Here is a 22,175-nt window from a genome sequence, read left to right as displayed (position 1 = left end):
AAGCGTTACACTACGAGGCTGTGCTTACGACCCGCTCAATTGAGCGGGTTGATTTTTTGTGCCACTCAAGCGAATGGAAGCCTACTCAATCGTGACCACTGACATCCCTACAGCCCCCACCGATAGCCAACGCCTTGCATCGCTGACACAGGCAGCGGGGGAGGTGATGCTGCGCGATACAGAGAGGCTGGAGAAGCGCCTGAGTGGTTTGAACCGTCGCCTGCGCGATAACAAGCCTATCAGCCGTGGTTTGGATGAGGTGCAGTGCGAGATCAGCCGTGCTCAGCAGCTGCTTAGCCTACGTCAGGCGCAGCAGGTCGCGCTTAATTATCCGCCTGAACTACCGGTTGTTGAGCGGCGAGAAGATATTCTTAACGCCATCCGTGATCATCAAGTCGTCGTGGTGGCGGGGGAGACCGGCTCAGGCAAAACCACTCAGCTTCCAAAAATGTGCTTAGAGCTGGGGCGTGGCCGTCGTGGCTTGATTGGCCACACCCAGCCACGGCGCTTGGCGGCTCGAAGCGTTGCCGGGCGTTTGGCGGAAGAGTTGAACGTCTCTTTGGGCGAGCAGGTAGGCTATCAGGTACGCTTTCATGATCAGAGTACGCCGAGCACGTTAGTCAAGCTAATGACGGACGGTATCTTGCTGGCTGAGACTCAGCACGACCCGCTGTTGCTGCGCTATGACACTATCATCATCGATGAGGCTCACGAGCGAAGCCTGAATATCGATTTTCTGCTGGGCTATCTAAAGCGTTTGTTACCCAAGCGGCCCGATCTCAAAGTTATTATTACCTCGGCTACCATTGACGTGGCGCGCTTTGCTGAGCATTTCGGTACCGCTAAGACGCCTGCACCGGTCGTGGAAGTGACCGGGCGGACCTATCCCGTTGAGGTGCACTATCGGCCGCTGGTACGTGACGAAGACGATGAAGACGATCGCACGCTGCAAGAGGGTATTCTGCACGCGGTAGAAGAACTCGAGACCATTGAACGTGATAAAGGCTGGTTGCATGGCCCTCGCGATGTGCTGGTGTTTTTACCCGGAGAGCGTGAGATTCGTGAAACCGCCGATACGCTGCGCCGCGCGGACTTAAAAGGCACTGACATTCTGCCTCTCTACGCACGCCTTTCCAACGAAGAGCAAAACCGTGTCTTCGCCTCGCACCGCGGGCGCCGAATTGTGCTGGCGACCAACGTTGCAGAAACCTCGCTGACGGTGCCCGGCATTCGCTATGTGATCGATCCAGGGCTTGTGCGTATCAGCCGTTACAGCTACCGGTCAAAAATCCAGCGCCTGCCCGTGGAGGCCGTCAGTCAAGCGAGCGCGAATCAGCGTAAAGGGCGCTGCGGGCGGGTTGCGGAAGGGGTCTGTATTCGCCTTTACAGCGAAGAAGATTTCTTATCTCGGCCAGGCTTTACCGACCCTGAAATTCAGCGCACCAATTTAGCCTCGGTGATTCTCTCAATGCTGGGCCTCAAGCTTGGCGATATAGAAGCTTTTCCTTTTGTTGATCCGCCGGATAGCCGCTTTGTTAAAGACGGTTTTCGACTGCTGTTCGAGCTGGGCGCCGTGGATGAGCAGCAGCGCCTCTCTACGCTGGGTCGTAAGCTTGCGCGGCTGCCGATTGACCCTCGCTTAGCGCGCATGGTGTTGGCAGGCGTGGACATGGGTAGTTTGCGCGATGTGCTGATTGTGGTGTCGGCATTGGCTATTCAAGACCCCCGCGACCGGCCGGCAGATAAGCGCCAAGCCGCTGATCAAGCACACCAGCGCTGGCACGACCCGGATTCAGACTTTGTTGCATTGCTGAACCTTTGGCACGGCATCGAAAATGCCCGCGAAGCGCTGTCCGGAAACCAGTTGCGGCGCTGGTGTCGCGAGCACTACATCAACTACCTGCGCATGCGAGAATGGCACGACACCTTCCGACAGCTGCGTCAGCTGCTGCGAGATATGGATATTGATGTACCTGCACCCTTGCCACGCAACGAAGAAGAGAGTGAAGAGCAGGCTCGACAGATGCGGCGCAAAACCTCGGGCAAGCTGCATCAGGCGCTGTTATCAGGGCTGCTTTCTAATTTGGGCACGCTGCTTGAGAACCGTGAATATCTGGGCGCCCGCAACCGAAAGTTTATGATTCACCCCGGCTCTGGGCTGGCTAAAAAATCACCCAAGTGGATGATGGCGTTTGAGATGATCGAGACGTCAAAGCTATTTGCCCGCACGGTGGCCAAAATTGACCCAGACTGGATTGAGCCTCAGGCGCAGCATCTGATAAAGCGCACTTACAGCGAATCGCATTGGGAAATGAAGCGGGCACAGGTGGTGGCATTTGAGCAGGTTACGTTGTTTGGTCTGCCGATTGTCGCGAGGCGCCGCGTTCATTACGGGCCAATAGCGCCTAAGGAGTCTCGGGAGCTGTTTATTCGCCGCGCGCTGGTGGAGGGTGAGTTTCAGACTAAAGGTGCTTTCTTCGCCCACAACCGAGCGTTGGTCAGTGAAGTCGAGGCGCTAGAAGATCGCGCTCGACGGCGCGATATTTTGGTCGATGAAGACACGCTTTTTGATTTTTACGATGCGCGTATCCCCGCCGAAACGGTTAACGGCAAAGGGTTTGAACACTGGCGCAAGCAAGCCGAGCAGCGTGATCCAGAGCTACTGCATTTCGATCTTGAGTCGTTAAAAGCGCGCGATGCTGACGATGTCACCCAGACGCAGTATCCCGATTATGTAACCTTGGCTGGCGTTGCATATCCGGTTAGCTATCATTTTGACCCTGACGCTGAAGACGACGGCATCACGCTGACCGTTCCCGCGGCCATGCTGCCGCAGGTGCCAGTGCATGCTTTAGAATGGCTGGTACCCGGGCTATTGCGTGAGAAATGCATTGCGCTATTGAAGTCGCTGCCGAAAAGTATTCGCCGTCAGGTTGTGCCAATTCCCGATTGGGTCGATGCTGCGCTGGAAACCCTGGTGCCTGATCAGCGCCCATTGACCGAGGCTCTTGGGGAGTTTATTCGCCGTCGCACAGCGACGCGCGTGCAGCTCGAAGACTGGCGCTTAGATTTGCTTGAGCCGCACCTGATTATGAATATTCGCGTGGTGGATCACGCGGGTGAAACCTTGGGCCAGGGGCGCGATCTGCGCGCCTTAGAACGGCGCTATGAAGCGGCGGCCAGCGCAGGTGCTCAAGCACTGGCCGAACAGGTCAGCATTGAGCCTGCCGTTGCCGGTCTGCCTGAGGCCCCGTTACCGGCTTCCCGCGTCACCACCCAGGCCGGTATTCGCGTTGAGGCATATCCGGCTCTAGTGGCGCAAGCGAGCGAGTTTAAAGTTGCGCTATTCGATCACCCTGCCAAAGCCGATGCCGCCCATCAGGAGGGCATTGCCCGGCTAGCTATTGCCAAATTGCCGGAGCAGGTCAAAGCAATTAAGCAGTTACCTGGCGTTGAGAAGTGCGCACTGCTGTTTGCTAAAGTGGGGAGTAAGCAAGCTCTGGTCGATGATCTGCTGTTGGCTGTATTTACTCAGGTGGTGGCTCGGCATCCGCTGCCGCGCTCGGCGGGGGAGTTGAGCCAACGACTCAACGATACCCAGCATCAGCTTGTTAACGCAGCGAGTGCTTTACTATTACGGGTAGAGGCCGCGCTAAAAGGGCACTTAGCGGTTAGTAAACTGCTCAAAGGTAAGCTCAATTTTTCCCTTGCGCTGGTGTATAGCGATGTCAGTGCACAAATGCAGCGCTTGGTTTATACCGGCTTTATTCGCAATGCCGGCGATTGGCTTGAGGAATACCCGCGTTACGCCGAAGCGGCACTGATACGTCTTGAAAAGGCCGCCCGTGAGCGCGGCCGCGATCAAATGATGATGCACGATGTTCAAGCGTTGGAGGCGCGTTTTGATGCGCGGCGTAAGAGTGAGCGGCGTGGCCAAGTGGAAGACCCCGAACTGGTTGCTTTCGGCTGGTGGCTGCAGGAGCTCAGGGTGTCACTGTTCGCTCAGCAGCAGGGTACTAAGATGGCGGTTTCGGTAAAACGGTTAGAAAAGCGCTGGCAAGAAATTATTAGTGCCTAGTGCGTTGACCAAAATCGGTGTCGAAAAAAAGTTGCTGGAAAAAGCGCTATTTTACGCACACAGTAACATTATGGTTACGCCGAAAGTTACCTCGGCAAGCCGCTAAAAGGAGATTGGCATGACACATGTGGTGATCACCGGGACAGGCCTCTATACGCCGGAACACGCCGTTGATAATGCCGCTTTAGTGGCGGCATTTAATACTTGGGTAGACGCTGAAAATCACCAGCATGCTGACGCTATTGGCCGGGGAGAGCGTGAGCCACTCGCCCATTCGAGCAGTGAGTTTATTGAAAAAGCATCAGGTATTAAGAATCGTTACGTCCTCGATGCGCAAGGTATCCTTGACCCACAGCGTATGCGGCCTAAACTGCCACAGCGGAATAATGATGAACCCTCACTTCAGTGTGAAATGGCCACCGCCGCAGCGCGCCAAGCTTTGGCCGCAGCGCGCGTTGACCCTGCCGACATTGAGCTGGTGATCGTTGCCTGCTCGAATTTAGAGCGTGCTTATCCCGCCGTGGCAGTCGAAGTGCAGCAAGCGCTGGGTACCAGCGGCTATGGATTTGATATGAATGTCGCCTGCAGCTCAGCGACGTTTGCTTTGGAAACAGCGGCCAATGCGATAGCGTCTGGAAGCATTAAGCGCGCGCTGGTGGTCAATCCGGAAATTTGCTCGGCGCATCTCAATTTCAGAGACCGTGACAGCCACTTTATTTTCGGTGATGCTTGCACCGCCATCGTCCTGGAAAATAGTGCAACTGCTGCTGCCGATGAACAGTTTGAGATTCTGGGTACGCGCCTAGTTACCAAGTTTTCCAATGCAATTCGTAATAATGCGGGTTTTCTCAGCCGTGTAACGGACAGTGACCCGCTGGCCCTTGATAAGCTGTTTGTGCAAGAAGGGCGGCGGGTGTTTAAAGAGGTCTGTCCAATGGTCGCTAAATTGATCACCGATCATTTGGCATCTTTGGAGTTGAATGGCAGTGATTTGAAGCGTATGTGGCTGCATCAAGCCAATCAGCATATGAATGACTTGATTGCCCGTAAAGTGCTTGGTTACGACCCGAGTGCCGCTCAGGCGCCGATTATTTTGGATCGCTACGCGAACACTAGCTCCGCTGGGTCGATTATTGCGTTCCACCTTCATCGCGAAGAGCTGGTAGAAGGCGACATTGGCGTGATTTGCTCCTTCGGGGCGGGTTACAGTGCTGGAAGTGTGGTAGTTCGCCGCCGGTAACGTGGCGTTGAAATGGATAAAGGAAAATGTCATGCAGCCGTTTTTAAATAAAGAAAAGCCAGCGCTTACGTGGCGTACACAAGGATTGCCTCTTCTATTGGTGGCGTTATTGGCCACCGGCGGCTGTGCCAGCACGCAGGTGGCGCAAGACACTAACCCTGATGATCCTTGGGAAGGCTTTAACCGCAAAGTGTTTGCGTTTAACGACGTATTAGATCGCTATGCGCTAAAGCCAGTCGCTCAGGGCTACCGAACGGTTACGCCTGACCCGGTACAAACAGGAGTAGGTAACTTTTTCTCCAATTTGGGCGAAGTGCGAACGGCGCTTAATAGCCTTCTGCAGGGTAAGCCAGCAAACGCGGGCCTGGCCACATCACGGTTTTTAATTAACTCCACAGTGGGCGTCGGCGGGTTATTGGACTATGCCACCCTAATGGAAATTACCGCTGATAAAGAAGATTTTGGCCAAACACTAGCAGTGTGGGGATGGGATGATTCGCGCTATCTTGTATTGCCTTTATTAGGCCCAAGCACGCTGCGCGATACTACCGGCTTACCTGCCGACCTGGCTGCGTATCCGGTCACCTATGTCGATGATGATACCGCTCGTATAAGCCTTACTGCACTGCGGCTAATCGATGTTCGTGCAGGCTTGCTTGATCAGGAGGCGTTGATCCGGGGTGATCGTTATAGCTTTATCCGTGATGCTTTCTTACAGAGTCGTCAATTTGAGGTGAGTGATGGAGAACTGGGCGATGACCCATTTGCCGCGGATGCCTTTGATTTTGATGATAGCGACTTTGATGAGAGCGACTTTGGTGATGACGGCGTTGATGGCGATAATAGCGCCGATTGAGGCTAATGATGGATCATTCTAAGCAGTTGATCGCGGTCATCGACGAACCGGGTCGTGAGCGCGATGCGCTGGCTGAAGCTATTACCTGTGATGGCATGTGGGTGTTTGCATCAGAGAATATTGAGCATCTCCCCGCTGACACAGTGCTTATTGTCGCGCATGCTAGAGCGGTTCCTAGGCAGCAGTGGTCGCAGCTAACCCGGCGCCTACCGACGCTGGTGGTCAGCGACTCGCGCCAAGATGCGGATCTTATTAAGGCGATTGATGTTGGCCTAGTGGACTATATCGTTCATCCTTTGCGCCATGCCGAGCTGTTACGACGGATGATTCGCAAAGCGATAGAGCTTAATGATCTTGCCCTGGAGCGTGAGCGCGACCACGAGCGTCTAGCTGAGCTGAATGAAAGCCTAGAGACGCATTTAGCGCTGCTGCGTATGGACCAGCAAAGTGGGGGCCATATCCAGCGGCGCTTACTGCCGATTCATCCTAAAGTCATCAACGGGGTGTATTTCGATTACTGGTTTGCCCCCTCGCTGTATTTATCCGGGGATTTTCTAGACTATCAGCGCTATAACGACCGCTATAGCGCTTTTTATTTTGCGGATGTTTCGGGGCATGGCGCCTCATCGGCATTTGTGACGGTGTTACTAAAGTATTTATGTAACCGCTGGCTCAGTGAGTGGGATGGGCAGAAGCCTGAGGACTTACCGCCGGACTGGTTAACGGCAATGAACCGTGAGCTGCAGGGCACTGACATTGGCAAGCACGCGACGTTATTTGTCGGTGTTATTGACCATGAGGCAAAGACTCTTCACTATTCGCTCGGCGCTCAGCTGCCGATGCCCCTGTTAGTGGCAGAAGGAAAGCTAAGTCGCTTAGAGGGCGAAGGAATGCCGGTAGGCCTTTTCCCCGATGTAGAGTATCCTTCGCTGAGCTGTTCCTTGCCGCCTGAGTTTCGTTTGTGGCTATGTTCAGACGGTGTATTGGAATGCTTGCCGGGTAAAACGCTCGACACGCGGCTCAAGGAGCTTGAGCAATTAGTAAGCGAGAGTGTAACGCTTGAGCAGTTGCGCGATAGGTTAGTGGGAACTAATGCACTCCTTGCTAAAGGAGATGCACAGTTTGACGCTAATCAGGAGCGCGATGCTTTACCCGATGATCTTACAATCATGATGGTGAGCGGATTTGGTCATGCTGATTGAAGAAGGTCGCATAAAAGCGGCTTTCGATACTGGTGTTTTTGTTTTAAAGCTGTGCGGCGATGTGCGCTTGACGCTATGCGCCACGCTGGACTCTCAAGCTCAACGTCTTGCCGAGACGCCAGGGCTGCGCGCCGTATTGATTGACCTGCGAGAAGCCACCAATGTGGACTCCACCGCCCTGGGCTTTCTCGCTAAGGTTGCGATGGCCGTCAAAGGGCGCTTGGAGCAGCCGCCAACCATTATTGTCGATAATCCTGACGTTCGCAAAATGCTCGATGTAATGGGCTTCGCGCGCTTCTTTACTCTTATGGAAGCGCCTTTGCCTCTGCAGCAACCTGTCGCGCTCAATGATGCACTTGAAGAATTGCCTGAAGAGCCCGCAGACGAAGAAGGCCTGCGTGAGCGAATTCTCGAGGCCCATCGCATTTTAATGCATATGAATGAGCACAACCGTGAGCAGTTTCAGCCGCTGGTTGAGATGCTTGAGTCGCAGTGTGCTGCAACTCATTGCTAGTACGTCTGTGAACTGACCTTGCGGCTAGAGCGCATATGCTAACGGGGTATTGCGCAATACGCTGAATCGTCGTGTTTCTGCCTTTTATGATCGTTCTCGTATGCGTGCCTGCTTATCTGTTGTTATTTAAATTGCTCGCCTGATTATCTAGCTCTTTTAGTCCTATAGGGATTAACGAGGCAGTGGTAATGGCGTGTAAATACCGACAAATGTAATCAAATCGTCTATGCTTAGCGGCCTATCTATCCCTGTGCGCACCTGTTGTGCCTCCTATGGAGCCTCATGCACCTTAATCCTCGTCGGGTGGCACTGCTGGTTGCTGCCAATACTGCTCTTGCTCCCTTTGCTATTGATGCGTATTTGCCCGCTATAGGCATCATCGCTGACAGTATTGATGCCAGCATTCATCGGACTGAGCTTTCTATTAGCGTCTTTTTGTTTGGCTTCGCATTAGGCCAGCTTTGTTTTGGTCCGCTATCTGATCGAATGGGACGCAAGCCGGTACTGCTGGGTGGTTTAGTCGTTTTTATGCTGGCAAGCTTAGCGATTACCACGGTGGATAGTTTGTCTACGCTGCTCTTCTGGCGTTTTATACAAGCGCTTGGCGGAGGTGCCTGCGTGGTCAATTCGGCCGCGATTGTGCGCGACTGTTTTAGTGGCCGAGAGGCTGCCAAAGTCATGTCTACCATGGCGATGATTATGATGCTGGCGCCGCTAGTAGCGCCGGCAGTTGGCAGTTTGTTGCTTCATATTGCCGGATGGTGGCTAATTTTTGTATTTTTAGCGGTCTATGCCGGCTTCTTATTATGGCTTTTAGGCACGCGTCTGCCTGAAACGCGGGATATGTCATTACCGACAGCGTCACCACGACAAGTTATCCGTAACTATGCCAGCGTGCTTAAGCACCGGGAAGGTATGGGCTATATTTGCGCCGTTGCTTCTTCGTTTGCCGGGTTATTTGCGTTTGTAACCGCGTCGCCATTTCTGTATCTAGATTATTTTGGCTTGTCTCCAGTTACTTACCCTCTGGTGTTTGGGGTGAACGTATTGGTTATTGCGCTCTCAAATCGCGTCAATATTCATCTGTTGCGTAAGCGTTCACCGCAACAAAATTTACGTTTAGGACTACTAGTGCAGTTAGTCGCCGCGCTGGGTCTGGTGCTTGTTACCGCTTTAAATATAGCCTCACTGTTCGTTGTGGTGCCTCTCATTATGCTATTTACCGGCATGATTGGGCTGATTACGCCTAACGCTATTTCCGCACTGTTGGATCACTTTGGGCATATCAGCGCAACGGCAACGGCGTTGCTTGGCGGTATCCAATTCACCTGCGGAGCGCTTGCCGGTGTCATGGTTGGGCTGTTTGAAGTAGAGCATCTGTGGCCAATGGTTCTCACCATGCTGAGTGCGACGTTGCTAGGCAATATTGGGGTACGCAAGCTAACCAAGAAACCTGCGGTGGATGAGCTACGGGGATGAACAGCACACATGAATAGTCTGCTTGCCTGGATCAACCTGCCATTAGATACCTGGCTTGCCTGTGCCGCGGTTTTGATGCTTGGTGCTTTTGTTCAGCGAGCGACCGGCTTCGGGTTGGCGGTAGTGGGGGCACCGCTACTGTTGATGTTGGAGCCTCGCCTAGTGCCGGTCACGCTGGTGTTATTTGGGTTGACTGTCTCGCTTATGATGGTGCGCCACTATTGGCACGAGGTGCGGCTGGATGCTATTGGAATGGCGTTAGTAGGCCGCCTGCCTGGTAATGCGCTGGGTGTTTGGCTGCTACTTGTGGCCCCTATGGTGATCTTAGAAAAGCTGATTGCCGTTATCGTATTGTTCACGGTATTAGTCACTGTATGCCGTTTTCAGCTGCCGGTGAACCGTATAACGCTGTTTGGAGCGGGTGTTCTGTCCGGTATTTTCGGTACCGTTGCGGCTATTGGCGGCCCGCCTATCGTATTGTTGATGCACGGCTTGCCGGTTGATCGAATGCGCGGCAATCTGGCCGCTTTCTTTATTTTAACCTCTACGCTAACGCTGATAACTCTCGCGTTGGCGAATCAAATTCAGCTATGGCATTTTCAAATGGCGCTGACTTTTTTGCCTGCGGTGCTTATCGGTAATGCGCTGGCAGGTGCGCTAGCACATCGCTTAGACAGACGCCTATTGCAGGGTGCTTCACTAACGCTGTGTACGCTAGCAGCGATAGGGCTTTTAGTGTGACGTTAAAAAAATAGCAATAATTGGTCACTGTCATATTTCTGCAATCGATCGTGTGCAGACTCCTCTTTGCGCAAGGCCATTGGGCCAGCTCTTCCGGAAGCTAAGTGCTAACCGGATATTAAACCAGAGGGGAACACGACGATGAATGTAGCTAAGAAGACATTAGGTGTTGCAGTAGTAGCGGCCCTGGCCACTGGCGTTTCCGCTACTGCAATGGCGCGCGATACCGTGCAGATTGCGGGTTCCTCTACGGTACTTCCGTTTGCCAGTATCGTTGCTGAAGAGTTTGGGAATACTTTTTCTCAGTTCGGTACACCGGTCGTTGGCTCTGGTGGCTCTGGTGGTGGCTTGCGTCAGTTCTGCCAAGGCGTTGGCGAAAACACCATCGATATTGCTAATGCCTCACGCGCCATCCGTAGCGCTGAAGTAGCGAGCTGTAATGAGGCCGGGGTCAATGAAATACTTGAGGTCAAATTCGGTTACGACGGTATTGTTTTTGCCTCGCGCCTAGACCGCGAAGCCTTTGAACTGACCCCAGACCATGTCTTCAAAGCCGCCGCAGCCCAAGTTACCCAAGACGGCGAACTGGTGGATAACCCCTATACCCGTTGGTCAGAAATCGATGCTGACCTGCCAGACCAGGAAATTGTGCTGGTCATCCCCGCTTCAAACCACGGCACCCGTGAAGTGTTCGAAGAGAAAGTCATCCACCCTGGCTGTGAAAGCGACGCCCAGGTTGAGGGTGATGCCTGCGTCAATCTGCGCGGCGATGGCCGTATTGTTGAAATTGCTGGCGACTACACCGAAACGCTCGCGCGTTTAGATGCTCAAGCAGACGCGGTTGGCGTATTTGGCCTTAGCTTTTACGAACAGAACCGAGACCGCTTGCAAGTGGCCACCATTAACGGCGTAACGCCAAGTCTGGAAACCATTGGCTCAGGTGAATACCCAATTTCTCGTCCGCTGTTCTTCTACGTGAAAGGTGAGCACCTTGACGTAATTCCTGGTCTGGCCGAATACACCGAATACTTCCTGAACGACATGGTGTCAGGCTACGGCAGCCCGCTGGAAGATGCTGGTCTTATTCCGCTGGATGAAGAGGAGCGTGCAACCGCGCTTGAGCAGTTCCAAGCCCGCACTGTGGTTAGCCCAGAGTAAATCCGGGCCTACTTGCCATCGATTAACACTTAACTCGCTTGGCAGTCGCGCCGGCATCAATGATCTGATGCCGGCGCTTAAATGTAGAAAATCACAGGCGGAGAGATAATGAGCAACATTGCCTTGATAGCCACACTGCTCGTGATCATGGCCCTGGCTTACCACTTAGGGCTGACACGAAGCCGTGCGGTTGCGGCAGAAAATGATGTCAGGATGCACTCGCGGCCGGGCTATTACGGTGTGCTCGTTGCATTGTGGTGCGGGCTGCCAGCCTTAGTGCTGTTTTTGCTGTGGTCTTTCTTAGCGCCCCAGCTTATTGAGATGCTCGTTACTCATCAGTTGCCCCATGAGTTGGTGGCTAGCATGAGCGGACGGGAGCTTGAAACAACGTTACGTCGTATTTCCGTACTAGCCGAAGGGCGTGGTGTTGCCGGCGGTGGAAGTGCCCAAGAACTGGCGGCTGCCAACCATATGGCGCGCCTGCATACCTATGAAAATCTAAGTCTCGTCGCGCTAATGGCTGTGTTAGTGGTCGCCGGTTTGACATATGCCAAGCGGCATATTTCACCCCAGTGGCGCGCTAGAAACCAAGTTGAGCGGGTGATTACCTTTGCCTTAGCAGCCTGTTCGGCAGTAGCGATTTTTACCACGGTGGGTATTGTGCTCTCCATGCTGGGAGAGGCTTTAAAGTTTTTCAGCTTTATTAGCCCCGCTGAATTTTTCTTGGGAACCACTTGGAATCCTCGTTTCAATACCGCCGGGTCGAGTGCTCAGGGCGAATTTGGGCTCCTGCCGTTGCTATGGGGCACCATGATGGTGAGCGCCATTGCCCTCTTAGTGGCCATCCCCATTGGTCTCATGACAGCCATTTATATGGCCGAATACGCGCCTCGCTGGCTGCGTAATATCGCTAAGCCGGTAATTGAGGTGTTAGCGGGTATTCCAACGATTGTTTATGGTTTTTTCGCGCTGATTGTCATTGGTCCTTTCTTGTCGAGTGTCGGTGATGTCATCGGTATCAATATCCGTACCACCAGCGCACTGACCGCCGGCCTGGTGATGGGGATTATGATTATTCCTTTTGTCTCATCGCTTTCCGACGACATTATTACCCAGGTGCCTAAATCGCTGCGCGATGGTGCGCTGGGGCTAGGTGCAACGAAGTCTGAAACGATCCGCCAAGTAGTTTTGCCGGCAGCACTGCCGGGTATCGTCGGGGCCTTTTTGTTGGCGGCCAGTCGGGCGATTGGTGAAACCATGATTGTGGTATTGGCCGCGGGTAATAATCCAGTGCTGCATGGCAATCCCTTCGAAGCGGTTTCAACCATCACAGTCACCATTGTTAATCAGCTGACCGGGGACATGGATTTTGCCAGCCCGCAGTCGCTGGTTGCGTTTGCACTTGGTTTGACGCTGTTTGTGATTACCCTAGGTTTGAACGTTATCGCACTGGTTGTGGTGCGTAAATATCGCCAGCAATACGAGTAAGCGACTATGTCTATAACGATTGAGCAGCGTCGACAGCACCGTCTGATGACGATCGAAAAATCGCTGGCGAAACGACACCGCAAAGAGACCCGCTTTCGCCGCGTGGGGTTAGCCGCTGTGACAACGGGCATGGCTCTGGTAATCATTTTATTCGCGAGTATTCTTGCGCGTGGCGTACCTGCTTTTTGGCAGTCGACGGTTTACACCGACGTGTATTTTGACCCTGAGGTTATTCAGTTGGATGAAAAGCCGCGGCGTGAAGATGGCGAGACCCAGCTTGCATTTGATGAACGCTATGGCGCATGGCTAACGCAGGCCAGTTTAATCAACTGGCAGTCACTGATTGATAATGCAATGGAAGATGCATTAGGCGTGGATGTTGAGTCTCGCCAATTGCGCGACTTGCGGGCATTATTGGCCTCTGGCGAGCGCTTTGCATTACGCGACCAGTTTATTGAAAAGCCTTCATTGCTTGGTCAAACTGTCGAGGTCAAGCTGCTTGCCAGCGCCAATGTGGATGTATGGATCAAAGGCAATATAGATCGCAGCTTACCGGATGCGCGTCAGCAGCTTAGCCCGCAAACGCGAGAATGGGCTGACCGGCTCAGTGATGAAGGCATCATTGAGAATGCTTTCAGCACATCGCTGTTTCTCAATACGGATTCGCGCAGTTCACCGGCGTCAGCAGGTTTGGCAGGTGCCTTTATGGGCTCTCTGTTTATGATGATGGTGGTCATTTTGCTGTCGGTGCCTATCGGTGTCGCGAGCGCTGTTTATCTTGAAGAGTTTGCGCCTCAAAACCGTCTCACCGATCTGATCGAAATCAACATCAATAATTTGGCCGCTGTGCCTTCCATTGTCTTTGGCCTGTTGGGGGCATCCATCTTTATTGGCTACTTTGGCTTGCCGCTATCAGCACCGGTCGTCGGCGGTTTGGTGCTAACGTTAATGACATTGCCGACGATCATTATTACCACGCGCGCATCGCTGCGTTCGATCCCTCCTTCCATACGCCAAGCGGCGTTGGGTATTGGGGCATCGAAAGTACAAACCGTTTTTCACCATGTGCTGCCGCTGGCGCTGCCCGGTATATTGACCGGCTCTATTCTAGGTATTGCACAAGCGTTAGGTGAAACGGCGCCGTTACTGCTGATTGGAATGAATGCCTTTGTGGCCAACGTGCCGGGTACGCCGCTGGAACAATCAACGGCGTTGCCTGTACAGATTTATCTCTGGCAGGGCAATGAGCTGCGCAATTTCTTTGAAGCGCGCACATCAGCAGCCATCATCGTGTTGCTAGGGCTGATGCTTAGCTTGAATGCATTGGCGATTTGGTTGCGTAAAAAATTCGAGACGAGGTGGTAAGTGAATACTTCTACACAGCCTAATATACCTTCGCCTATGGTGAGTGTGGGTAACGGTGAGAGCCGCACCAGTAAGGCAAAAGATAAAGTGAAAATGAGCGCTGAAAACGTCGAAGTGTTTTACGGCAATGCTCAGGCGATTAATGGGATTGATCTCGATATTTACGAGAATGAAGTAATGGCCTTTATCGGCCCTTCGGGCTGCGGTAAATCAACGTTTTTACGCTGCCTGAATCGGATGAACGACACTATTGATATTTGTCGTGTCGAAGGCAGAATAACGTTAGATAATAACGATATTTATGCTCCGGATCGCGATGTCGTACTACTGCGGGCTCAGGTCGGCATTGTGTTTCAAAAGCCTAACCCGTTTCCTAAATCGATCTACGAAAATATCGCCTATGGGCCGCGTCTTCACGGACTGGCAAAGCGTAAGGCAGAGTTAGACGATATCGTTGAAAGCAGCCTGCGTCGTGCGGGCTTGTGGGACGAGGTTAAGGATCGCCTTGATCAGCCCGGCACGGGTCTATCCGGCGGGCAGCAGCAGCGTCTATGTATTGCCAGAACCGTGGCCGTTAGCCCTGATGTCATTTTGATGGACGAGCCCTGTTCGGCGCTCGACCCAATCGCAACAGCGAAAATTGAGCAGTTGATAGATGAGCTGAGCGAGAGTTATACCATTGTGATGGTAACGCACAATATGCAACAGGCTGCTCGCGTCGCTGACCGTACCGCCTTTTTCCACATGGGAGACCTGGTGGAGGTGGACAGTACCGATACTATTTTCACTAACCCACGGGATCAGCGCACGCACGACTATATTACCGGACGCTTCGGTTAAGTACCTTAATTGGCTAAGTTTTAATGGCTCAGTTTTAATGACTAAGCTTTAATGACTAAGCTTTAAGCCAACGTCTTTTTTATTAAAAAGAGACGCTGGCTCTTGTCACAATGGGCTATGTGCCATTGATTAGTCGATTAATTCAACGGCGACGGCTGTCGCTTCACCTCCGCCGATACACAGGCTTGCTATGCCGCGTCGGCCACCTTGTGTCCGCAGGGCATGAATCAGCGTGGCAATAATGCGCGAGCCCGTCGAGCCAATCGGATGGCCTTGAGCGCAGGCACCGCCAAAAACGTTGACCTTGCTATGGGGCAGTCCTAGATCATCCATAGCTATCAGGGTGACGACGGCAAAGGCTTCGTTGATTTCAAATAAATCTACATCGTTAACGCCCCAGCCTAGCTTTCTCATCAATTTTTCAATCGCACCGACAGGCGCAATGGTGAACTCACTTGGGTGGCGGGCATGGGTTGAATGACCCACCATCCGCGCGAGTGGTTTAATGCCGTGCTGCTCGGCCGCTGCTTGGCTGGCCAAGATGAGTGCGGAGGCGCCGTCGGAAATTGAGCTGGCGTTGGCCGCGGTAATAGTGCCGTCTTTGGCAAAAGCAGGGCGGAGCTGGCGGATTTTGTCTAGTTTGGCTAAAAAGGGCTGCTCGTCATGTTCAACAACGGTGTCTCCGTGGCGAGACGTAACGGTGACGGGGGCCATCTCGTTGGTCAAGTGGCCTGCATTCGTCGCGGCCATCGCGCGCTCAAGAGACGCGATGGCGAAGTCGTCAAGCTGTTCGCGAGTGTAGCCGCGCTGAGTGGCGACGTCTTGGGCAAAGACGCCCATCAGTTTTCCCGTTTCAGCATCTTCCAGTCCGTCTAAAAACATGTGGTCTTTTAGTTCGCCATGTCCCAATCGATAGCCGCCGCGTGCCTTCGTCAGAATGTGAGGTGCGTTAGACATGGATTCCATGCCGCCAGCCAGCACAATATCGCCACTGCCTGCTTTGATAAGATCGTGGGCAAGCATGGTGGCCTTCATTCCAGAGCCGCACAGCTTATTAATGGTGGTGGCACCATTGGCATCGGGTATGCCGGCTTGGCGCATGGCTTGGCGAGCAGGCCCCTGTTTAACGCCCGCGGGCAGTACACAGCCCATAATTCCTTCGGCTATCGCAGCGGGGTCGATACCTGACGCTTCAATCGCCGCCTTAATGGCGGTTGCGCCAAGCTGTGGCGCCGTCATCGTGGCAAGGCTGCCCATCATGCCGCCCATCGGCGTACGTTTAGCGGCTAGAAATACAACATCGGTGGGGCTGCTCATGTTCAATCTCCTTCCAGTTTATTGTGATTATCATGCCGAGTGGTGGGTGATACGTTGACCCGTTGGCAGCGCTGTGGTTCTCTCCAGAGTAACCAAGCAAGCGCTAGTGTAAATGACATGAATGTAATGAATGCATCACCACGCCGCAAGGAATTGACGCGTCTCGCCGCTCAGCTGTTCGTCCAAGAAGGCTTCGATCGCACCACGGTGCGCATGCTGGCGCAGGAAATGGGCATTAAATCCGGTAGCTTGTTTCATCATTTTAAAGATAAGCAGGAAATTCTGGCGGCGGTGATTGAAGAGGGCACCCAAAATGCCTTGTTGATTGCACGTAAAGCCCTGAATGAGTGCGCCACCGAGCCGGAAATTCGCTTACGCACCATGGCGCGTGCCCACCTTGAAACCTTATTTACCGACCGCAATGCCCATGTAGTGGCGCTCTTTGAGTGGCGTAGGCTTGATCCTGTGGCGAGCGCTCATCTCAGTCATTTACGCGATGCTTATGAGGCTTTGTGGGTCTCGGTGATTGACGAGGCGCTGGACTCAGGATTAATCCATGGTGATCGTTTTCTTGTGTCGCGCTTTGTGCTGGGGGCTTTGAATTGGACCGTTCGTTGGTACGACCCCAACGGCTCTCGCTCACCCGATGACCTCGCTGACGAGCTTGTCGCTATGATAATGCCCACCGCTGATTGATATCCCGCTGTATACCATTGGCTAGCCCCGACCAACGTCTAGTGCCTTAAACCATCAGAATGCTTGCTCTCCAAGGCGATTGCTTTTAGCGTTGTTTTTATCTCAAAAGTTCCGTTAACGTCAACGGATGTTTTATAGGCGTTGCCTGTTCCCATATCGCTTGCTACGTGCTCATTACCAACAACAATTACCGACGACATCAGAGAGCCATCATGACCACGACACCGCACACACTGCCCGACTACCAGCACTACCTGGATAGCTTTTCTATCGATAGCGTCATTGCTCGCTTAGATGACCACCAAGACGGCTTCCTTAATGCTTTTGAGGCCTGCTGTGGGCGTCATGTGCGTGCAGGACGTGGTGACTTACTGGCGTTGGTTCAGGAAGATTCCCAAGGCGCTATTAATACGCTGACTTACGCCGAGCTTGATAAGCAAAGCGCGATGCTTGCCGGTTGGTTTCAAGCTCAAGGGCTACGCCAGGGCGATCGCATCGCCTGCATGTTGCCACGATCCCCGCAGCTGTTGATTGCCGTTCTAGCAACATGGCGTATCGGTGCCGTTTACCAGCCGCTGTTTACCGCGTTTGGTCCTGATGCCGTGGACTATCGGTTAGGGCGTGCCGATACCAAACTTGTGATAACTGATCACGCCAATCGCTATAAGTTTGATGGTTTGAGCCAGTGTCCGTCGGTGTTAGCCGTCGGTGGTGAAACCAGCGAGCATGCCGATGATCACGACTGGCAAGCTGCATTGACGCATACGTCAATGAGCGAAAGTCCGCCAAGGCTCTCGCCTGATGAGCCATTTCTGCAAATGTTTACCTCTGGCACGGTGGGCAAGCCAAAAGGGGTGGCGGTTCCGCTGGCGGGCATGACGGCATTTGCGATCTATATGGAGCTCGCCATTGACCTACGCGACGATGACCGCTTCTGGAATATGGCTGATCCAGGCTGGGCCTATGGCCTTTACTATGCGATCACCGGGCCGCTGCTGCTGGGCGTAACCACGCATTTCTGTGAGGCGGGCTTTAGTGCCGAAGGGGCGCTGGCGTTTATGAAGCGCCACCACATTACCAATTTTGCCGCCGCGCCCACTGCTTATCGCTTGATGAAGGCCTCAGGCCTATTTGATGACGCGCATGAAACGTTAGAGCTGCGAGCGGCAAGTTCAGCAGGAGAGCCTTTAAATACCGAAGTGGTTACCTGGGTAGAAAGGTCGCTCGGCTGTTCGGTGATGGATCACTACGGTCAAACCGAAACGGGGATGACCTGTAATAACCATCATGCGCTTGATCATTTAAAGCACGTAGGCGCCATGGGCGTGCCGATGCCGGGCTACCGTCTCGTCATTTTGGATGCGGAGTATCGCGAACTCCCCGCAGGGGAGCCTGGTGTTCTGGCGGTGGATATCAAGAACTCGCCAGCGCACTTCTTTCCAGGATATACCTGGCAGGAAAAAAATCCCTTTGTGGAAGGTTATTACCTAACCGGAGACGTGGTGATTCGCAATGAAGATGGCACCTTTCAGTTTGCCGGCCGTGATGATGACATTATTACCACGGCAGGTTATCGCGTTGGGCCAACGGATGTTGAGAACAGCGTGATGACGCATCCTGCGGTCGCTGAATCGGCAGCCGTAGGGCAGCCAGATGAAATTCGAGGCGAGGTAATTAAGTCGTATGTGGTGCTGCGCGAAGGCTTTGAGCCCAGTGATGTCCTCGCCGATGAAATCAAGCAGCGAGTACGCGAGCGGCTTTCGACGCATGCGTTCCCACGCATCATAGAGTTTGTCGATGAGCTACCCAAAACTCCCAGCGGAAAGATCCAGCGCTTTAAGCTACGCGCTCAAGCGGTAGAAGAATCCAAGTCAAGGCAGTCATTGTAACCACCATAGGGAATCCAGTTATGCAGGTTAAGGACAGTACGTTTTTGATTACCGGCGCCGCCTCAGGGCTGGGCGCAGCAACCGCTGAGCGTTTAGTCGCCTCGGGTGCACGGGTCGTTCTGTGCGACTTGAACGACAGCGTGAATGCGCATGCCCAGCAGTTGGGGGCAGGCGCACAGGCTGTCCTTGCTGATATCACCTCTGCTGAACAGATGCAGAAAGCGGTGGACGCAGCCGTTGCGCTAGGCGGTGAGCGCGGGCTGTCGGGCGTGGTTCATTGTGCGGGCGTGGTAAGTGTGGCAAAGCTGGTTGATCGAGACGGTATTCCGGCGGATCTAGAAAGCTATAAGAAAACGATCAATATCAATCTGGTGGGCACGTTTAACGTTATGCGCCTTGCCGCCGCAGCGATGGCGAAAAATGTGCCTAGTGAAAGCGGTGAGCGTGGGGTGATTATCAATACTGCGTCTATTGCGGCTTTCGATGGGCAGGTGGGGCAGTGTGCCTACAGTGCCTCTAAAGCGGGGGTTGTGGGGATGAGCCTTCCCGCCGCGCGTGAGCTGTCTCGGCATGCTATCCGCGTGATGGCAATCGCCCCAGGGGTATTTGAAACGCCGATGATGAGCGAGATTCCTGATGAAGCCGCTCAGGCGCTAGCCGCTGCGGTGCCATTCCCTAAGCGATTAGGCAAGCCAGACGAGTTCGCTCAATTAGCGGAGCAAATTATTACCAACGCTATGCTGAATGGTGAGTTGATTCGCTTGGATGGCGGCATTCGCATGCAGTAGTCGTTTTTCCCAGTAAGTTATGGCAGCTCGTCAGCGAATCACTGGCGAGTTTTTTTATGTTTAGAGGCTATAGCATGTTGAGTTGGCGGCCAAAGTTGTAATGCGCTTCTAGGCTAAATTAAAACGCTCGCTTGACTCTATAGAGCGCTCGCGCTAGTTTTCAAACATGTGTTTGAAAGTTGTTTGTCTAAAAGCAATTTATCGGCTTTCAATACCCCCTTCTTTTGGAGAAGTGTGATGCCCAGCTACCAAGCCCCTATTCGTGATATGCGTTTCGTGATGGACGAGATGCTTGATTACCCCGCTCACTACGCACAGCTTCCAAGTGGCGATGATGCATCGCCTGATGTGATCAGCGCTATTTTGGAAGAGGGAGCTCGGTTTGCCCGCGAGGTGTTACTACCGATTAATCAAAGTGGAGATGAAGAGGGGTGTTTGCTAGAAGGAGGGGAGGTTAAAGCCCCTCGCGGTTTTAAAGAAGCTTATCAGCAGTACGTAGAAGGTGGGTGGCCAAGTTTGGCTGCTGACCCTGAGCATGGTGGGCAGGGGTTGCCGCCCTCGCTAGCCATGCTGCTTTCGGAAATGATCTGTGCCACTAACTTGGCGTGGGGTATGTATCCAGGTCTGTCGCATGGCGCTGCTGATGCTCTGCGTCACCATGGCACTGATGAGCAGAAGGCGACGTATCTCACTAAGTTGGTGGAGGGTGTGTGGACCGGCACTATGTGCTTAACCGAGTCCCATTGCGGTACCGACCTCGGCCTAATCAAAACGCGGGCAGTGCCTGCTGATGGTGATGCTTATGCAATTACGGGCACCAAGATTTTTATCTCTGCCGGTGAGCATAATTTGGCAGAGAACATTGTCCACTTAGTGCTGGCAAAACTGCCTGATGCGCCAGAAGGCTCTAAAGGTATCTCACTGTTTGTAGTGCCTAAGTTCTTACCCGATTCTCAGGGTAATGTGGGGGAGCGGAATGGCGTCACCTGTGGTTCGCTCGAGCACAAAATGGGCATTCATGGTAATGCTACCTGTGTGATGAACTTCGATGGCGCAATAGGCTACTTAGTAGGGCCGCCCAATAAAGGGCTGGCGTGCATGTTTACTATGATGAACGCTGCGCGTCTCGGCGTAGGTATTCAAGGGCTTGGGTTGATTGAGGCGAGTTTCCAGAATTCACTGAGCTACGCGCGGGATCGACTACAGATGCGTGGGCTGTCGGGTAAGCAGGCGCCTGATAAGCCAGCTGATCCGATTATCGTTCACCCGGACGTGCGCCGTATGCTGCTAACGCAAAAGGCGTTTGCGGAAGGCGGGCGCATGCTGGTGCTGTACGCTGCCCAAATGCTCGACGTGGTGGAACAAGGTGAGCCAGGTGAAGAGCGAGATCATGCTGAAACTCTCCTTGGTCTGCTAACACCTATCGTTAAGGCTTTCCTGACCGAAGTTGGTTTTGAATGTACTAACGAAGGCGTACAGATCTACGGTGGTCATGGCTTTATTAAAGAGTGGGGGATGGAGCAGCTAGTGCGTGATGCACGCATTACTCGCCTCTATGAAGGTACTACCGGTATTCAAGCGCTTGATCTATTGGGCCGTAAAGTGCTTATGAGCCAGGGTGAGTCGCTAAAAGTATTCACCAAAGAGATCCATAGATTTTGTAAAGCCGAGGCTGATAATCCCGCCCTTAACGAATTCATCGAGCCGCTTGCCAAGTTGAATGCAGAGTGGGGTGAGCTGACCATGGGCGTGGGTATGAAAGCTATGCAAGACCGCGAAGAAGTCGGTGCGGCTAGCGTTGACTACCTTATGTACTCAGGTTACGTCACGTTAGCGTATCTATTTGCCCGTGCGGCCAAACAGGCATCGAGCTCCTTGGGCGAGTCTGATAAAGCGTTTTATGCCGCGAAATTAAACACTGCGCGCTTCTACTATCAGCGGCTCCTGCCGCGCACTCGTGCGCACGCACAAATGATAAGTGCGGGTGCCGCGAGCTTAATGGCCATCTCTAGTGAGGACTTTGGCTTAGGTTTTGAAATTTAATAACAGGTCTTAATTTTTAGGCGCTAGCATTGGCCCAGCAACGCAAGCGCTAATGAGTGCTCTCTAATGATGTTGTTCTGCGCGTTGTTCTAAACGTGGTTTGCGGCAGAAGGGAGGTCTTCTGCCGTTTTTTTATGCTCTCCGCTTCTTTTGCTTGCAATCTCATCTGGGAAGCCATAAAGTACGCATCCGCTGCCGGGGACGCCTAGCGTTACCAGCGGTGGATGAAGGTGAAAACCTTCGGTTTGTCAGCAGGTTAGCGTTTTCAGGTCATCGAAAAATGTTTCCCGAATCGGCTCCAGAAATTGCCGATTGACAAACACTCGGAAGTGCGTAGAATACGCCTTCCTCGCTGAGGCCAAACAGTTCAACGGTTGGCCCGCTATCACAACACGATAGCCACAGCGAAGCGCTCTTTAAAAATTTGATCAGGTAATTCATGTGGGCGCTTGCTGATGTTGGTGACAAATCACCAAATATC

At 53.1% G+C, this 22,175-nt stretch carries 17 protein-coding genes; 15 read left to right on the top strand and 2 right to left on the bottom strand.

Annotated elements, in window-relative coordinates; genetic code table 11:
• Positions 1 to 73: 73 nt before the first annotated feature.
• The 11 genes from hrpA (at position 74) to pstB (ending at position 14,961) form a co-directional block, all read left to right on the top strand.
• Entirely contained in the window at positions 74 to 4,078 is a 4,005-nt protein-coding gene (gene hrpA / locus ACT3TR_RS09165; protein WP_444625400.1) for an ATP-dependent RNA helicase HrpA, read from the top strand.
• Between the two features lie 118 nt (positions 4,079 to 4,196).
• Positions 4,197 to 5,318, top strand: coding sequence for a beta-ketoacyl-ACP synthase III (locus ACT3TR_RS09160; protein ID WP_444625383.1), 1,122 nt, complete (start codon positions 4,197 to 4,199; stop codon positions 5,316 to 5,318).
• A gap of 31 nt (positions 5,319 to 5,349) precedes the next feature.
• Entirely contained in the window at positions 5,350 to 6,174 is an 825-nt protein-coding gene (locus tag ACT3TR_RS09155) for an MlaA family lipoprotein (RefSeq protein ID WP_441684203.1), read from the top strand.
• Between the two features lie 8 nt (positions 6,175 to 6,182).
• Positions 6,183 to 7,376: a PP2C family protein-serine/threonine phosphatase gene (locus tag ACT3TR_RS09150; protein WP_441684243.1), complete on the top strand. Its 1,194-nt coding sequence runs from the start codon at positions 6,183 to 6,185 to the stop codon at positions 7,374 to 7,376.
• Complete coding sequence (locus ACT3TR_RS09145) at positions 7,366 to 7,890, top strand: STAS domain-containing protein (protein ID WP_441684202.1); 525 nt, start codon at positions 7,366 to 7,368, stop codon at positions 7,888 to 7,890. Before ACT3TR_RS09150 ends, ACT3TR_RS09145 begins: the two co-directional genes overlap by 11 nt.
• Positions 7,891 to 8,172: 282 nt before the next feature.
• A complete protein-coding gene (locus ACT3TR_RS09140; RefSeq protein WP_444625384.1) occupies positions 8,173 to 9,369 on the top strand; it encodes a multidrug effflux MFS transporter in 1,197 nt (398 codons plus the stop codon).
• Between the two features lie 9 nt (positions 9,370 to 9,378).
• The gene (locus ACT3TR_RS09135; protein WP_444625385.1) at positions 9,379 to 10,110 is read left to right on the top strand and encodes a sulfite exporter TauE/SafE family protein; all 732 of its coding nucleotides are present in this window, start codon (positions 9,379 to 9,381) and stop codon (positions 10,108 to 10,110) included.
• Between the two features lie 141 nt (positions 10,111 to 10,251).
• On the top strand, positions 10,252 to 11,268 hold the full coding sequence (locus ACT3TR_RS09130) for a substrate-binding domain-containing protein (RefSeq protein ID WP_444625386.1): 1,017 nt from the start codon (positions 10,252 to 10,254) through the stop codon (positions 11,266 to 11,268).
• Positions 11,269 to 11,376: 108 nt separating this feature from the next.
• The gene (gene pstC / locus ACT3TR_RS09125) at positions 11,377 to 12,756 is read left to right on the top strand and encodes a phosphate ABC transporter permease subunit PstC (RefSeq protein ID WP_096279211.1); all 1,380 of its coding nucleotides are present in this window, start codon (positions 11,377 to 11,379) and stop codon (positions 12,754 to 12,756) included.
• Between the two features lie 6 nt (positions 12,757 to 12,762).
• The gene (pstA, locus tag ACT3TR_RS09120; RefSeq protein ID WP_096279213.1) at positions 12,763 to 14,121 is read left to right on the top strand and encodes a phosphate ABC transporter permease PstA; all 1,359 of its coding nucleotides are present in this window, start codon (positions 12,763 to 12,765) and stop codon (positions 14,119 to 14,121) included.
• 36 nt (positions 14,122 to 14,157) lie between these two features.
• Complete coding sequence (gene pstB / locus ACT3TR_RS09115) at positions 14,158 to 14,961, top strand: phosphate ABC transporter ATP-binding protein PstB (RefSeq protein WP_096279215.1); 804 nt, start codon at positions 14,158 to 14,160, stop codon at positions 14,959 to 14,961.
• 129 nt (positions 14,962 to 15,090) lie between these two features.
• Here pstB and ACT3TR_RS09110 read toward each other — a convergent pair whose 3' ends face one another.
• On the bottom strand, positions 15,091 to 16,278 hold the full coding sequence (locus ACT3TR_RS09110) for an acetyl-CoA C-acyltransferase (protein ID WP_444625387.1): 1,188 nt from the start codon (positions 16,276 to 16,278) through the stop codon (positions 15,091 to 15,093).
• A gap of 126 nt (positions 16,279 to 16,404) precedes the next feature.
• Here ACT3TR_RS09110 and ACT3TR_RS09105 point away from each other — a divergent pair, with 126 nt between their 5' ends.
• The 4 genes from ACT3TR_RS09105 (at position 16,405) to ACT3TR_RS09090 (ending at position 21,694) form a co-directional block, all read left to right on the top strand.
• Positions 16,405 to 16,974, top strand: a complete 570-nt coding sequence (locus tag ACT3TR_RS09105) for a TetR/AcrR family transcriptional regulator (RefSeq protein WP_096279219.1) — start codon at positions 16,405 to 16,407, stop codon at positions 16,972 to 16,974.
• A 212-nt stretch (positions 16,975 to 17,186) separates the two neighbouring features.
• A complete protein-coding gene (locus tag ACT3TR_RS09100; protein WP_441684197.1) occupies positions 17,187 to 18,863 on the top strand; it encodes an AMP-binding protein in 1,677 nt (558 codons plus the stop codon).
• Between the two features lie 20 nt (positions 18,864 to 18,883).
• Positions 18,884 to 19,651, top strand: a complete 768-nt coding sequence (locus ACT3TR_RS09095; RefSeq protein WP_096279223.1) for an SDR family NAD(P)-dependent oxidoreductase — start codon at positions 18,884 to 18,886, stop codon at positions 19,649 to 19,651.
• A 237-nt stretch (positions 19,652 to 19,888) separates the two neighbouring features.
• Complete coding sequence (locus tag ACT3TR_RS09090; RefSeq protein ID WP_444625388.1) at positions 19,889 to 21,694, top strand: acyl-CoA dehydrogenase C-terminal domain-containing protein; 1,806 nt, start codon at positions 19,889 to 19,891, stop codon at positions 21,692 to 21,694.
• A gap of 270 nt (positions 21,695 to 21,964) precedes the next feature.
• On the opposite strand, the gene ACT3TR_RS09085 is transcribed toward ACT3TR_RS09090, so the two are convergent.
• Positions 21,965 to 22,175: hypothetical protein (locus tag ACT3TR_RS09085; RefSeq protein ID WP_444625389.1), on the bottom strand; the 211-nt coding region annotated here is incomplete at its 5' end.

Origin of the sequence: Halomonas sp. AOP12-B1-6 (assembly GCF_052379225.1) — a bacterium.
GTDB lineage: Bacteria > Pseudomonadota > Gammaproteobacteria > Pseudomonadales > Halomonadaceae > Vreelandella > Vreelandella casei.
This window is presented reverse-complemented; position numbering and strand designations above follow the sequence as displayed.